Raw genomic sequence first — 14,160 nt, 5'->3', positions numbered from 1 at the left:
TCCGGCACGGGTCACGCGACGAAATCGGGATTGCAACGGCCGAAGTCGTCGCCGTCGCGTGTGAAGCGGGACCAGCCGACGGCCGGTCACTCTACTCGGCGACCCCGGACCGGTCGACCCCTGAAATGTTCGACACTAACCGTGTCCGCAATCAATACCGCGAGTTCGCCCCTGCCCGCCAAGCCGCTCGTGCCGTACACTCGCATCCGATTCATTGACGAGTCGGGCGAGGGGTGCGGTTCACGGTGCGACACGACAACTCGGACTGCAATTTCGCGGAATTGAACGCGCCGCTGGTGGCCGCGCTTCAGGCCGAGCCGGCGCGGTCCGCGCTCGTCGCGGCAGCGCCGTCGGTACGGCGATTCATGGACGATCTCGGTGCCACCCGGATGCGGTTCATCCCCTATCCGCTGGTAATCGACCGGGACGAGTTCGACCGGATGGCGGAGGCGGCCTGCGCCATGATCGAGGCGCAGACGGCGGTGATCCGCGAGTTCCTCCGGTCGGGGCCTCCCGAGAAACTGTTGACGGAATTCGGCCTGCCCGCCGAGATCGCGCCCTTCGTCAATTGGGAACAACTGGATTCCGTCGAGCAGGTCTTCGCCCGCGTCGACGTGCTGCCGACCCCGTCCGGATATCAGTTCTGTGAATTCAACATCGACTCGTCGATTTCCGGATTCGAGTTCCACGACTGCTACCAGGTGATGGGTGAGGCGGTCGACATTCCGTGGCTCGCCGGCACGCCGCGGCCTGAGGAACAGATCGCGGACGTCGTCATCAGGGCTTTCCACCAGGGCAGTTTCGACCGGGTGGTGGTGTGTGACTGGTCGAGCCGCATCGGGGTCGGCTACTTCGGCTTCGAGTTGCTGACCGAGACGCTGCGCCGGCGACTGCCCGACGTGCCGGTCGAGCTGGTCTTCCACGCCGACTATCCGCAGCGGTGGCTCGATCCGGCGGCCGGAAAGCGCACCCTGGTCTATCGCGGCTTCATGCACGAGGACATGGACGACGACTACGACTTCATCACCCGGCTGGTCGGCAGCGGCGCCTCCGTGATCAACCTCTTCGAGGCCGAGATCCGTACGCACAAGCGCTGGATGGCGATGTTCTGGGAGGAGCGCTTCGCCAGCCTGCTGCCCGCCGGCGTGCGCGACATGGTCGCCCGCTACGTGCCCCACACCGTCTCGGTGACCCCGGAGAACCGTGACCGCCTGCTGGCGGACCGCGCCGAGTACGTGTTCAAGTTCGGGCACTCGTCCGGCGGGCACGACGTCCTGCTCGGGGCCGACCACGACGCGGACACGATCGCTGCCCGGCTGGCCGAGCGCGGCCCCGACGGCTGGCTCGCCCAGCGCCGCGTGCAGCTCGCCGAGTGCCGGTTCGCCCCCGAGGCCGATGCCGAGCCGGTGCCCCACCACGTGGTGCTCGGGCTCTACGTGCTCGGCGGCGAGTGCTCCGGCATGAACATCCGCGCCGACCGGGGATCGGCCGTGGTCAACATCCACCAGTCGGCGGCCAGCGGCTGGGCCATCCCCATGGACGCCGACGAACGGCGACAGCTCATCGAGCGCGTGCAGGCGATCGGGCCGGCGGCCCGCGAACGACACTGACACCAGTTGGAGGCACGATGGAAATTCCCCTTTACCAGGTCGACGCGTTCACCGACCGGGTGTTCTTCGGCAATCCGGCCGCGGTCTGCCCCCTGGACGAGTGGCTCAGCGACGAGGTGATGCAGGCGATCGGCCTGGAGAACAACCTCGCGGAGACCGCGTTCATCATCGACCGGGGCGACAGCTTCGCGCTGCGCTGGTTCACGCCGTCGATGGAGGTCGACCTGTGCGGGCACGCCACGCTCGCCGCGGCCCACGTGGTGCTGCACCACCTGCGGCCCGAGTGGGACGAGGTCACCTTCCACTCCAACACAGGTCCCCTCGTGGTCAGCCGTACGCCCGAGGGGCAGTTCTCGATGTCCTTCCCCGCGTTGCCGCGCGAGCGGGTCGACCCGCCGGAGGCCCTGCTCGCCGGGCTGTCGATCGCGCCCACCGCCGTGTACGGCGGCATGGACTACATGGCGGTCTACGACAACGAGGAGGACCTGCGCGCGATCGAACCCGACCAGCGGATGCTCGGGACCCTCGACCGGCGCGCGGTGGTCGTGACGGCCCCCGGCGTCGCCTCCGACTTCGTCGCCCGCTTCTTCGGCCCCAAGCAGTCGATCCCGGAGGACCAGTTCACCGGGTCGTCCCACTGCATGCTGGTCCCCTACTGGGCGGAGGAGCTGGGCAGGAACAGCCTGACCTCGCGTCAGTTCTCCCCCCGGCTCGGCAAGACGCTGACCATCCAGGCCAACTGCGAGCTGCGCGGCGACCGGGTCGTCCTGGGCGGGTCGACGCGCCAGTACCTCGCGGGCGTCATCACCCTCGACGACGACGAGGTGGCTCAGCTCAGTCGCTGAGCTGCCGAGCCTCCGGCCGCGCCCCGTCGGCCGCCGCCCCTGCGGGCGGCGGCTCCGGGGCCGGCTCGGGCCCGGACTCGGGCTCGGTGGGCATCTCCACCACCCGGCGCAGCGGCGAGAAGTACAGCGGGACGATGGAGACGAGTTCGCCGGCGACCGCGAGCGCGAGGGTCTGGCGGACGCCGATGACGTTCGCGACCAGTCCCGCGACCGACGCGCCCAGCGGGATCACACCCCAGACCAGGAACCGCATCGTCGCGCTCAACCGGGCCTGCATGCCCGGCGCGCACAGCGCCTGCCGGACCGACAGTTGCAGGATGTTGGAGACGACGATGCATCCCGAGGCGATGCCGTAGCCGATGCCGGCGACGATCAGCCAGGTGCCGCTGCGCGCGAACGGCAGCGGGATCGAGGCGATCCCCGCCAGCACGCACGCGGCGAGGACGGTCGTCCCGACGCCGAAGCGCCGGGACAGCCGCACCGCCAGGAGGGCGCCGAGGGTCGCGCCGGCACCGGCGCCGGAGAAGATGATCCCGATGTACGCCGACGGCAGCCGCAGCACCGACGCCAGCAGCAGCAGGAACATGGTGGTGGTCGCGATGTTGCAGAAGTTGTACGTCGAGCTGCGGAGCGCCATCACCCGGAACATCGGCACCCGCAGCACGTACCTGACGCCGTCGCGTACGTCCCGGAACAGCGTGGTGGTGGGGCGCGGCGGCGGGGCCGCCGCCGCCCCGGTCACCCGGATCCGGCTGAGCAGCAGCGTGGCGATGCCGAAGCAGACGGCCGTGGCGCCGAGGACGTACGACGACGTGGCCAGCGCCATCAGGAAGCCGGCGATGGCCGGGCCGGTGATCTCCGCAAGCGAGAGGGTGAACTCCACCCGCGAGTTGGCGCCGGGCAGCAGCTGCCGGTCGACGATCCGCGGCAGGACGCTCTGGTAGGAGATCCCGAGGAAGACCGTGCAGAGGCTCCCCGCGAACATCAACGCGTACAGCGAGGGCATGGTGAGACCGCCGGCCAGCGCCAGCGCCGCGACGACCCCGAACACGGCCGTACGGCCCAGGCTGGCGAACACCAGGACCCGCTCGGCGCGCCGGCGGTCGATCCACGCCCCCGCCGGCAGCCCGAGGAGCAGGAAGCCCAGGAACTCGCAGGTCACCAGGAAGCCGACCTGCGCCGGTGTGGCGTTCAGGGTCTTCACGGCGAACAGCGGAATGACGACCGTCGCCACCTCGAAGCCGAACTGGCTGACGGTCTCCGCAGTCCAGAGCAGGCGGAAGTTCTTCTTCAGGGTGATCTCCTAGCCGTGACCGGCGACGGTGTTCAGGCCCCCGGGTGCAGCAGCACCGGTGCCAGCAGGACGTTCGTTATGCCACGGACCACGGCACCCGGCACGGTGGTGAGGCGGCAGGTGAAGCCGGTGTGCCCACCGGGCCCGTAGTGCATCCCCCACACCGCGTACCAGTCCCGTTCCGTGACGCCGTCGGTGTCGAAGCCCGGCTCCGCCCGCTGGACGACCCTCCGTTGCAGGATGTGCCGACCGCTCCCGGCCGCCGAGGCGAGCGCCGCCCGCCACGTCTCGTCGTCGACCGTCCAGCCGGCCACCGTGCCCTCGCCACGGGCCAGGGTGGTGGGCTTCAGGATGGTGTCCGCCCGGTCGCGGACGAAGCGGGTCAGGTCGGTGGCCGCGTCGACGTGGGTCGTCTCGGGCAGGACGCGCCGCAACGCGGCGCGTTCGTCGTCGGTCAGCGCGTCCTGCACCTCGGGGAGCCACACCAGGGCGAGGCACGCCTTGCTGTTGTACATGTCGTGCACCGGCGAGGTGGCCATCGGCGGCAGGGCGGAGCCCGGCGCCGGATGCAGCCGCTGCCAGGCCGCCACGGGGTCCGGCTCCTCCGCGAGTTCCGTGAGGTTGAACAACCGCAGCAGGTGGGTCGTCCCGGCGACGTGGCCGGCGACGCTGCCGTCCGGCTCGTGCAGGTCCGCGACCTCCGCCAGGCGGGTCCGCAGCGGACGATCGGAGTACGCCTCCAGGCACTCGCCCAGGGGACGCCAGTCACCGGCCCACTCCGCGAGGGCACCGGTCGCCTCGACCATCAGCACCTCCGCCTGCCCGGACGCCTCGGCGTCGTGCCCCGTGCGCGTGGTATCCACCGTGCGCAGCAGGTCGAGCAGGGCGGTGATGGGGTCGAAGTGTCGCAGGCCGTGCCGCTCGGCGAAGGGCCGGAAGGCCGGCTCCGCCATGACGGCGGGTAGCCAGGCGGTGCGTTCGGCACCGCCGACGGCGGGGCTCAGGCCCAGCTCCAGGACCTTGAATCCGGTCCCGTCGTGGATCAGGTCGGCGCGGCCGTACGGCACCAGGGCGGGCAGGTCGGTGCCGGCCAACAGCGGGCGCAGCACCTCCGGCACGTCGGTCAGCGCGCCGAACGCGGCGGCGCTGCCACCCGCGAGCAGGTGCGGCAGCCGCCCCACGACGTCGAGCAGCACCGTGAAGTCGGCGTAGAACGACGCGAGTTCCCGCTCGTCGACGAACATCACCCGGTGGAAGCTCTGTGCCTCGATGTCGGGCCCCAGCACCCGTCCGGCGGTGCGCGCCGGCAGGTCCGGTGGCAGCTCGCCGTCGCGTACCGCCCGCAGGTAGTCCGTCGCCGGGTCCTGCGACGCCGACAGGTGCGGCGCGCTCATGCGGCCGACTTCCGCGTGGCGGCGGCCCGCCGGCGTGCGGTGCCGCCGACGGGCAGCCGTGGCGTGCGCTGCTCAGGCCGACAGGAACAGGGCACCCGCTGCCTCCAGTTCGCGTAGCTGGCGGTAGTCATCCGAGATCGTCTCCGGGCTCTCGTGGACCAGGAAGACCAGGCCCGGGGTCGTGTACGAGTTGACGGTGACCTGCAACGGGTCGCCGGGTTCCAGGTAGGTGTCGACGGTGTGGAACGACGGCAGACCGCGCAGCAGGGGCAGGTCGTAGCCGGCGAGGGTCCCCGAGTGGCGGGACAGCAACTGCACCATGGCGGCGTGCCGGCGGAGCACGGGACGCCAGCCCTCGCGGACCCGGGCGGCGAAGCGGTCCGGATCCGCGATCGTCTCGGCCACCAACTGCACCGCGTTGGTGCCCGTCGCCTCGGTCAGTTGCGAGATGTCGATCGAGCCCATGAACCGGGCGCCGGTCTCGACGAGCACCGGCTCACCGGCGATCAACATGACCTCCGTGTGCGCCGTCCCCTCGCGGATGTCGAGGGCGTCGAGCACGGTCCCGACGAAGCCGTGCAGCTGGTCGAAGACGGCGTCCCGCGGATCGACGAGCCGCTCCAGGTCGTAGAGCGCCGTACCGCCTTCGTGGCGCTTCCTGGTGTGCCAGATGTCCGAGACGACGTACCCGCCCCCCGCCGACACGGTGTTGACGGCGTACTCGTCGCCGGTCATGAACGGCTGGACGAGAAGTTCCCCGATGGGGTCGCCGAACACGTCGGGTGCGCCCAGCCAGCTCTTGAACGCGGTGTCGAGGTCCGCCTCGGAGCGGCACCGCAGGAAGCCGAAGCTGCCGGAACTGGCCCGGGGCTTGACGACGGCGTCGCCGAGCCAGCCCCCCGCGCGCAGCCACTCCGCCGCCTCGTCGCGGGAGGCGGTGCTCAGGTGCGGGATGACGGCGACGCCCCCGGCCGCCGCGGCGCGTGCCATGTGGTGCTTGTCGCGGCGGCACCGGGTGGTCGCCGGGTCGTTGCCGGGCACGCCGAGCGCCCTGGCCAGCTGGTCACCCAGCTCGACCCCGGTCTCGGCGCCGGCCACCACGCTGCGCGCGCGCAGGCCCGCCCGGTCGAGCCGGTCGACGATCGTGCTGACGTCGCCGTCGTGGAGGTAGGTGTCGAGATAGGCGTGGTCGACGCCGGTACGCAGGAGGAACTGCGGCAGGTCCGGGTCGCTCTGCACATGTACCGCGCCGAAGCCGTAACCGGCGAGGGCCGGCGCGAGCGCGTTGGCCGTCGAGTACCCGTCCACGACGACACAGACTTGGCTGGCGTGTCGCATGATCCGCCTCAGGACTCTCGGGCCAGCAGGAAGTACGTCCGCATCGGGGGGATCATGTCGAGCCGGTCGGCGACGGGTGAGTGCCGGGCCGCCCCCTCCAGCAGGTCGAACACGTTGTCCGGGGTGATGTCCCGGGTGAACATCGTCTTGATGGCGATCTTCAGGAAGTCCCGGTAGTTGGTGGTGTCCATGAGCACCCCGGCGCGCTCGAACGCGGCGAGTTCCTCCTGGTCGATCGGCTGCCGCGCGACCTGGTGGGTGCTCGGGATGCGGGGCGACTGCACCTCGCCGGTGAAGCAGGCGGCGAGCGAGTCGGCCTGGAAGTCGAGCACGAGGTGGGTGCGGTCCTTCGTCCAGCCGGAGACCGCGCTGTGGGCCTGGGTGGCGTCGAGGAACCAGATCTCACCGACGTTCATGTGGTAGAGCGTCGAGTTGTGCGAGCTGACGCAGGACTCGTGGGTCTCCAGCGGAAGGTGGATCCGGATCAGGTTGCTGTCGAGTTCGAGGTAGTCCCGGTGCGGCACGAGCGCGCTGCCGGGGGTCAGCCGGGCGAGCCGGCCGTACTTGAGGCGGGACATGTCGAACAGCTCACCCACCAGGTGCCGCACGTACGGCAGGCGCTGGCCCAGGTCGGTGACGACGGCCGGGCCCTCGAACGGGTCGAGTCCCGCGTCGAGGCCGAGGCCCGTGCCGTTCCACACCGCGCAACTCTTCCAGGCGCCGCAGACGAAGTCGCTGTACTTGTCCGTGTAGGGAAACGACGCCATGGTGTCGAGGTCCGTGGCGAGGCTGTCGGCGTCGATGTCGCACGTGCCGAGGATGCCGGTTTCGGTCGAGTTCATAACGGTGGTCATGGTCGGTACCTTCCAGCGGGGTGAGGGGCGGAGCCGCACGTCGTCGGGAGGGCGGCCGGCGTGGCTCACACGCCGAGTCGCCCCTTGAGCTCGGCGAAGAAGGGCACGTGGAGGAACTCCCGCTTCTCCTCGTCGTACCGGGTGTACCGGCGGGTGAAGTCGATCAGTCCGGCCCGGGCGGCCTCGACCCCCTCGGTCAGGACGACGTCCTCCAGCTCGGTGATCTCGGTGACGAGCGTGCTCAGCGCCTCGGGCAGGCTCGGCAGGAGCCGGATCCGGCCCTCGTCGATCGTCAGGGCGCCCTGCCCGCGCAGGTAGTTGAAGAGCAGTTGCGACGCGATCGCGTCGTAGTTCGGCTTCGGGATCCCCTCGACCGAGTACCGCAGCAGCCGCTCGGCCAGGACGAACTCGAAGGTCAGCGCGGCGAGCTCACGATCGATGTCCGCGTCGTCGAGGCAGACCAGCATCGACTTGACGTCGACCCGCATCTCCTCCAGGCCGGCCAGCGGCTTGTAGCTCTTCGCGGACAGGAACTGCGGGATCGGCATGCTGCCCGTGCGGTGGTGGAACTCGTGCAGCCGTACCCAGGAACCGGCGGCCCGCTCGACGCCGGAGTCGTCGACGCCGGAGAGCAGCGGGAACGAGCCCGGGACCATGGCGGCGTCGATGAGCCGGCGGGTGAGGCGGTGCCGGGCGACGAACTTGTCGATGAAGTAGAAGATCAGGTCGTCCGGTTCCTGGCGCCCGTCGATGTGGTTCTCCGGGAAGAGCGCCACGACGACCCGACTGTCGAAACCGTCGCTGTGCCGGAGCAGGTTGACCGGCATCGTCGGGCTCGGGTAGCGCTCCACCAGCACGGGATCGGACGGGATGGGCTCGTACTCCAGGTAGTCCAGACCGAGGGACGGAAAGTACGCGGCCGAGAACACGGACAGGAGCGTGTTGTCGGCCCGCGAGTTGATGTGCCGCTTCGTGGCCGTGAGCTGCGGCGTGTCGTGTGCGCCGGACAGGTCCTCGACGAGTGCCCGGGCCGCGGGCTGGGCACCGAGCGTCGCCGAGTCGGCGATCCAACCGGCCAGCCGGCGCAGCGCCTCCGGCGATCCGGGCTCGGTCTCGCGCTGGTAGCGGGCGCGCAGCTCGTTCACTTCGTTGACGACGGCGTCTGTTTCCACTGTTGGCAGGGACGATCGCATGGCAGCTCCTTTCCTCGGAACCGGATGACTCCGGCGGTCGCCACCACGGGCCCGGGGCGTCGTCGGTGGCGGCCGTCAGTGCCGTTCTCGGTTGGTCGCGCTACGCCAGGTCCCGGGCGAAGTCGTCCAGCAGGTCCGCCCACGCCGGGACGTACGACTCCGCGAGCGCGACGAAGTGCTGCGCCTCGGCCGGGGTGGAGACCAGGTGACTCATGCCTGCCTCGTCGTCGCTGACGGACGCGGCGTGGCCCGTCTCCGCCCGGATGTGCGAGTCGATCCAGGCGTAGTCGCGCTGCTCGGGAAGGACCTGGCGACCGTCCACCGTGACCTTGCCGTACAGGCGCCGGAAGGCGACCGCGATGTCGAGGGCGATGGTTTCCACGACACGGAGCTGGACGGCGCCACCCAGCTCCTCGGCTGCCATGGCGTCCATGACGTCGAGGATGCGGGTCAGCGCGGGGGATTCGGCGGGCGCGTCCGCGCTGCCCAGGGCCGAGCGCAGCGGCGCGCAGATCGTGTCCGCCCACCACAGGTAGTGGACACCGTCCACACCCTCCGGTGCGACCTCCGCGAATGCCGCCGCCCGATTGTCCAGATCGTCCCCGATGACTCGGTAGGCCATCTGATACGCTCCGAGCACCTCTCGACTCACTGTGTAGTCGCGAGCCAGACGTCGCCCGTGGGCACCGAGGCTGGAGATGGTGGTGAACATGAACGCCTGAGTGGTCCGCTGCCACTTCTCCGCGATCCGCAGCGCACCGGCGGGGCTCACCGAGGTGGCCTCCTTCGCGCCCGCGAAGAACCGGTTGTTGCGTCGGGTGAGGCCTGCCTCGTCGATCAGTCGATCGATGGTGGCGTCGGCCTGCACACGGAGGTCGGTCAGGTCGAGTGCGGTGGTCATCGTGCCCTCCTCGCTTATAGGGACCGGGCGGAACGCTCCCCGAAGCCCGCCAGGACAGGCCAGTGTCGACGAAGGTCATCGAGTCGACGCGGGCCTATGATCATCGAATACGGTGTATCGCGCAACGGGAAGACGACTGAACCCCTGTGCTGCCCCCTAAGCGGGGTGCATCCCCTCGCGCGGTGCCTCAGGGGGCGGATAATCCCCCGCCAGTTCAGCGTGACCAGCGTCAACTCGACGCGAGCGACGGTACGGCGCGGGCCAGACCGCTGTCCGGCTCGCCGGCGTCCACGAACGGCGCCGCCAGTCGCTCCGGCACCCCCATGTTGCGCGCGAAGATCCCGAGCCGGCGCTGCCAGGCGGACACATCCGATGGCGGCGCGATCGGCACGGTGCCGCGGGCGACCAGCTCGGCGTACTCGTCGCGATCCGCGTTGCCGGTGGCGATCGAGTGCCGGAGGGCCGCCTCCAGGTCGCGCTGGGCGTTGACGACGCACATCGTCCACTTGAGCAGGACGGTCGCGGTGCAACCGGGTGCGACGTCGAGCACCCCGGCGTTGCGCCGCAGTCGCGACGAGTCGGTGGTGTTGATCGCCACCTTGAGGTGGGCGGACACCACCTCCGCACCGCGCACCTCCGGATACCACTGGCTGAGCTGACGGAGCGCCAGTCGGGCGCGGTCAGCCGCCTCGGGGTGACCGTTGCGCAGGAAGTGACGGAAGTCGTCGGGCAGCGCGTAGGTCGTCGAGTCGACGCGGTGCACCGCGATGTGCGCCGCCGGCGGGTAGTAGACGAGCGCGGTGTCCTGGCTGAAGGGACTCAGCATGCCGCCGTACTCGTCCTCGAGCTTCAGGCACGTGTAGTTCTTCGTGGTGCGCTCGGGCAGCTCGACGAAGAGGATCTGGCGCAGCGCCATGTAGATGGGCGGCAGCGCGAGCGACGGGTTGAGACGGCGGGCGATCGCCGGGGTCTCGGTGGCGGCACAGAGGGCGACCTGGTCGCCGACGACCGTCTTCCGCGCGCCGTCCTCGACGTACTCCACCTCGTAGGTGCCGTCGGAGCGGCGGCTCACCCCGGTCACGTCGGCGCCACCGCGTACCTCGACACCGCTGCGGCGCAGCTCCTGGTCGAGCAGCGCGGTGACCACGACCGGGTTGATGCCCCGTTGCGGAGTGACGAAGGCGGCGCCGACGTCGGCGACCCCGTCCGGCGCGGGGATCTCGCGGCAGACCTGCTCCGGCGCGCCGAACAGCGCGTTGGCCGGGTCCTCGGCGCAGAGCTGCGCGTAACGGTCCTGGATGACCCGCATGTTCTCCCGGCACTGGCCGATGATGTCGGTGCCGCTGTCCTGCATGGCCTGCGAGGCGATGACCCGGCTGTGGTCCTTGCCGCCGAAGACGAGGTCGGGGAAGAAGCGTTCGTTGACCAGGCGCCCGTCGAAGCAGTCCCGGGCGCTCTGCGGATCGAACGGATACTCGGCACCGCTGTGGTTCTCGCTGACGATGTTGCTGGCCCCCGTGCAGATCGGGTGGGCCTCGGGCGAGCGCGCCTCGGCCCGCTCCAGCAGAAGGACCCGGTATCCCGCGCGGCTACGCATGATCGCGGCCAGGCAGCCCGCGATACCTCCGCCGATCACGATGTGCAGCTCGGTTCGCTTCACTCTGTCAATCCCTCTGTCATGGGCAACGATCCTTTGCCGCAACACGAGCTGAACCAGGTCCCGGTTTTCGACACCGTGCCCGGCCGGGCAGCGCGTCCTGCTGCGGATCTTGGGGTGGAAGAGCGTGAGGTGGCAGGCCGGGGGACGTTGGCTGGAGGAGGGGTGCCCTCGTTGGCGGTAGACGGTAACAAACTTCGATCAACCCCGGAAGGATCTTCCGATAGGACAGGGGTTCGAGCGACCGGGCCCGCTCACACCGCTCTCACCAGCACCGATGCCGGATCGGGGGCGCCCACGTTCGCGCTCCGGAGCGGATGACGCGGATCTGTACCCTCTCTGCCATGTCTGGTTCCCCCCTCGTCGACGACCTGCGTGCGGCGCTCGGCGACGCCGTCCTGACCGACCCCGACCTGCTCCGGATGCACCGCAAGGACGAGGCCGACCTCTGCGAGGCCGGCACTCCGCTGGTCGTCGTCCGTCCACGTGGCACGGCCGATGTGGTCGAGGCCGTGAAGATCGCCGGGCGGTACGGCGTGCCGGTGGTGCCGCAGGGGGCGCGTACGGGGCTGGCGGGCGCGGCGAACGCGGTCGACGGCGCGGTGGTGATCAGCATGGTCGCGATGGACGCGGTGCTGGAGATCGACCCGGTGAGCCGGATCGCGGTGGTGCAGCCAGGGGTGGTCAACGCGGCGTTGTCGGCGGAGGTGGCGAAACAGGGGTTGTGGTATCCGCCGGATCCGGGATCGTGGGAGATGTCGACGATCGGTGGGAACGTCTCCACCAACGCGGGTGGCATGTGCTGCGTCAAGTACGGCGTGACCACGGAGTACGTGTTGGGTCTGGAGGTCGTGTTGGCTTCCGGGGAGGTGTTGCGTACCGGTCGGCGTACCGCCAAGGGGGTGGCCGGTTACGACCTCACTCGGCTCTTCGTGGGTTCCGAGGGCACCCTCGGGGTGATCACGGAGGTGACGGTGGCGCTGCGGCCCGCGCCGGCGGAGTCGCTGACCATGGTGGCGGTCTTCCCGACCACCGCCGCCGCCGGTCGGGCGGTCGCCCGGATCGCCGAACACGGACTCACCCCCAGCCTGCTGGAACTGATCGACCGCACGTACCTGCGGGCGATCGAGGCGTACCGGCCGATGGGCCTGCGTACCGACGTCGAGGCGCTGCTGCTGGCGTCGGCGGACACCGGGCCCCAGGCCGCGGGGGACCTGGCGCGGCTCGCCGAGCTGTGCGAGGCGGCCGGCGCCGACGAGATCCACACGGCCACCGACGCCGTGGAGGCGGCGGCCCTGTTGCAGGCCCGCCGGCTGGGGCACGCGGCGATGGAGAAGTTCGCCAGGGAGTCGTTCCCCACCGGCAACGGTGGGATGGTCATCGACGACGTGGCGGTGCCCCGGGCGGCGTTGGCGGCGCTGCTCGACGGGGTGGCCCGGATCGCGGCCGAGTGCGACGTGACCATCGGCGTGGTCGGTCACGCCGGCGACGGCAACATGCACCCGAACATCGTGGTGGACCGGGCCGACCCGGCGAGCCTCGAACGCGGCCGGCGCGCGTTCGACGAGATCATGCGCCTCGGCCTCGAACTGGGCGGCACCTGCACCGGCGAGCACGGCGTGGGCCTGCTCAAGCGCGACTGGCTGGCCCGCGAGATCGGCCCGGTGAGCCTGCGGGTGCACCAGGCGATCAAGGCCGCCCTGGACCCGGCCGGCCTGCTCAACCCCGGCAAGGTCTTCTGATGCCCGCCATCCTCCGGCGGGCCGTACGGAGATGAGGAGAGCGTGCCGACCATAGCCATCGTCGACGGATACTCCACAGGCAGCGCGCTGAGCCGGGCGCTTGCCGAACGGGGGGTGACCTGCGTCCACGTACGCAGCGGCGAGTCCCTGTACGACTACTACCTGAAGACGTTCCGCCCCGGCGACTACGCGGTCGACCTCGGCTTCGTCGCCGACGAGGACCACCTCGTCGACCGGCTGCGGGCGCTCGGCGTCGACCGGGTCGTCGCGGGCACCGAGCCGGGGGTGCTCCTCGCCGACACGCTCAACCACCTGCTCGGCACGCCCGGCAACGACATCGCCACGGTCACCGCGCGGCGCGACAAGTCGGCGATGGCGGCTACCGTGGCCGCCGCCGGTCTCGCCGTGCCCGCCGGCCGGTGCTTCGAGTCCGTGGACCAGGCGGTCTCCTGGTACGCGGCCAGCCTGTCCGGCCCGGCCGTCGTCAAGCCCGTGGACGGCGCGGGCACCGACAACGTGCGGTTCTGCGCGAGTCCCGACGAGGTGCGCCTCGCCTGCGCCACGGTCCTGGCCTCGGTCAACCTGTACGGCGTACCCAATCGACGTGTGCTGGTCCAGGAGCGGCTCGTCGGGACGGAGTTCTACGTCAACACGGTCTCGTACGCGGGCGCGCACCGGGTCGCCGAGATCTGGCGGTACACGAAACGGCCGGGCCCGGGCGGCGGTCCCATCTACGACTACGAGGAGCCGGTCGACCGGGGCTCGGCCCTGGCCCGGCAGCTCCGTGAGTTCGTCTTCGGGGTGCTCGACGCGCTCGGTGTCCGGTCCTCGGCGGCACACACCGAGCTCATGCTCACCGACCGGGGGCCGGTGCTGATCGAGGCCGGGGCCCGCCTCGGGGGAGCGACCCTGCCCGACGTCGTGGCGAAGTTCTGCGGTGTGTCGCAGACCTTCCTACAGGCCCAGCACCTCGTCGATCCGGCGTCGCTCGACCAGTTCGACGACCGTACGCCGGGCTGGGCCGCCGCCGTCCGGAACGTGTCGCTGATCAACCCGGTCCCCGTCGCCGCGCAGGCGGGGGACTGGCACACCCGGCTGTCGGAGCTGCCGGCGGCCGTGGCGGTCGCCGCGCGCTGCTCCCCCGGGGCCGAACTGCCGCAGACCGTCGACCTGTTCAGCTCGCCCGGCTACCTCTATCTCGCCGCGGAGGACCCGGCCGAGGTCGAGCGGAGCTACGAGATGCTGCGCCGCTGGGAACGGCACGGCCTGTACGGGAGCTGACCCCGCGCGGCAGGCCGGGTCCGCCCGGGCAGTCGCGTGGGCGCGCTGCCG

The 14,160-nt window shown here is 70.7% G+C and carries 11 protein-coding genes; 4 read left to right on the top strand and 7 right to left on the bottom strand.

Annotated features, from left to right (window positions below; all coding sequences use genetic code 11):
- Positions 1 to 365: 365 nt before the first annotated feature.
- The gene (locus tag ACN27A_RS20925; RefSeq protein WP_421456047.1) at positions 366 to 1,610 is read left to right on the top strand and encodes a hypothetical protein; all 1,245 of its coding nucleotides are present in this window, start codon (positions 366 to 368) and stop codon (positions 1,608 to 1,610) included.
- Between the two features lie 17 nt (positions 1,611 to 1,627).
- A complete protein-coding gene (locus ACN27A_RS20920; RefSeq protein WP_421456044.1) occupies positions 1,628 to 2,455 on the top strand; it encodes a PhzF family phenazine biosynthesis protein in 828 nt (275 codons plus the stop codon).
- On the opposite strand, the gene ACN27A_RS20915 is transcribed toward ACN27A_RS20920, so the two are convergent.
- The 7 genes from ACN27A_RS20915 to ACN27A_RS20885 form a co-directional block, all read right to left on the bottom strand.
- Positions 2,445 to 3,731 (bottom strand): MFS transporter, encoded by a 1,287-nt coding sequence (locus tag ACN27A_RS20915; RefSeq protein WP_421458549.1) that lies wholly within the window; start codon positions 3,729 to 3,731, stop codon positions 2,445 to 2,447. The genes ACN27A_RS20920 and ACN27A_RS20915 overlap by 11 nt on opposite strands.
- 50 nt (positions 3,732 to 3,781) lie before the next feature.
- Positions 3,782 to 5,143, bottom strand: a complete 1,362-nt coding sequence (locus ACN27A_RS20910; protein ID WP_421456041.1) for a hypothetical protein — start codon at positions 5,141 to 5,143, stop codon at positions 3,782 to 3,784.
- 72 nt (positions 5,144 to 5,215) lie between these two features.
- On the bottom strand, positions 5,216 to 6,481 hold the full coding sequence (locus tag ACN27A_RS20905; protein WP_421456040.1) for a hypothetical protein: 1,266 nt from the start codon (positions 6,479 to 6,481) through the stop codon (positions 5,216 to 5,218).
- Positions 6,482 to 6,489: 8 nt separating this feature from the next.
- Complete coding sequence (locus ACN27A_RS20900) at positions 6,490 to 7,335, bottom strand: aspartyl/asparaginyl beta-hydroxylase domain-containing protein (RefSeq protein ID WP_421456037.1); 846 nt, start codon at positions 7,333 to 7,335, stop codon at positions 6,490 to 6,492.
- Between the two features lie 65 nt (positions 7,336 to 7,400).
- Entirely contained in the window at positions 7,401 to 8,528 is a 1,128-nt protein-coding gene (locus ACN27A_RS20895) for a DUF6421 family protein (protein ID WP_421456035.1), read from the bottom strand.
- Between the two features lie 100 nt (positions 8,529 to 8,628).
- Positions 8,629 to 9,429 (bottom strand): DUF6202 family protein, encoded by an 801-nt coding sequence (locus ACN27A_RS20890; protein WP_421456032.1) that lies wholly within the window; start codon positions 9,427 to 9,429, stop codon positions 8,629 to 8,631.
- Between the two features lie 229 nt (positions 9,430 to 9,658).
- Positions 9,659 to 11,089, bottom strand: a complete 1,431-nt coding sequence (locus ACN27A_RS20885; protein ID WP_421456029.1) for an FAD-dependent oxidoreductase — start codon at positions 11,087 to 11,089, stop codon at positions 9,659 to 9,661.
- A 341-nt stretch (positions 11,090 to 11,430) separates the two neighbouring features.
- On the opposite strand from ACN27A_RS20885, the gene ACN27A_RS20880 reads away from it, so the two are divergent.
- Together ACN27A_RS20880 and ACN27A_RS20875 are read left to right on the top strand one after the other, a co-directional pair.
- Positions 11,431 to 12,828 carry an FAD-binding oxidoreductase gene (locus tag ACN27A_RS20880; protein ID WP_421456027.1) on the top strand — a complete coding sequence of 466 codons (1,398 nt, stop codon included), beginning with the start codon at positions 11,431 to 11,433 and terminating at the stop codon, positions 12,826 to 12,828.
- A gap of 42 nt (positions 12,829 to 12,870) precedes the next feature.
- Positions 12,871 to 14,109, top strand: a complete 1,239-nt coding sequence (locus tag ACN27A_RS20875) for an ATP-grasp domain-containing protein (RefSeq protein WP_421456024.1) — start codon at positions 12,871 to 12,873, stop codon at positions 14,107 to 14,109.
- The last annotated feature ends 51 nt before the right edge of the window (positions 14,110 to 14,160 follow it).

This window comes from Micromonospora sp. WMMD737 (assembly GCF_049179055.1).
GTDB lineage: Bacteria > Actinomycetota > Actinomycetes > Mycobacteriales > Micromonosporaceae > Micromonospora > Micromonospora reichwaldensis.
Note: the sequence above shows the minus strand (reverse complement) of the source record. Positions and strands in the feature narration are given on the sequence as shown.

What these genes read in the sequence shown, in the direction of transcription:
- ACN27A_RS20925 (WP_421456047.1), top strand. Translation starts at nt 366, where the DNA reads ATGGACGATCTCGGTGCCACCCGGATGCGGTTCATCCCCTATCCGCTG.
- ACN27A_RS20920 (WP_421456044.1), top strand. Translation starts at nt 1,628, where the DNA reads ATGGAAATTCCCCTTTACCAGGTCGACGCGTTCACCGACCGGGTGTTC.
- ACN27A_RS20910 (WP_421456041.1), bottom strand. Translation starts at nt 5,143, where the DNA reads ATGAGCGCGCCGCACCTGTCGGCGTCGCAGGACCCGGCGACGGACTAC.
- ACN27A_RS20905 (WP_421456040.1), bottom strand. Translation starts at nt 6,481, where the DNA reads ATGCGACACGCCAGCCAAGTCTGTGTCGTCGTGGACGGGTACTCGACG.
- ACN27A_RS20900 (WP_421456037.1), bottom strand. Translation starts at nt 7,335, where the DNA reads ATGACCACCGTTATGAACTCGACCGAAACCGGCATCCTCGGCACGTGC.
- ACN27A_RS20895 (WP_421456035.1), bottom strand. Translation starts at nt 8,528, where the DNA reads ATGCGATCGTCCCTGCCAACAGTGGAAACAGACGCCGTCGTCAACGAA.
- ACN27A_RS20890 (WP_421456032.1), bottom strand. Translation starts at nt 9,429, where the DNA reads ATGACCACCGCACTCGACCTGACCGACCTCCGTGTGCAGGCCGACGCC.
- ACN27A_RS20880 (WP_421456027.1), top strand. Translation starts at nt 11,431, where the DNA reads ATGTCTGGTTCCCCCCTCGTCGACGACCTGCGTGCGGCGCTCGGCGAC.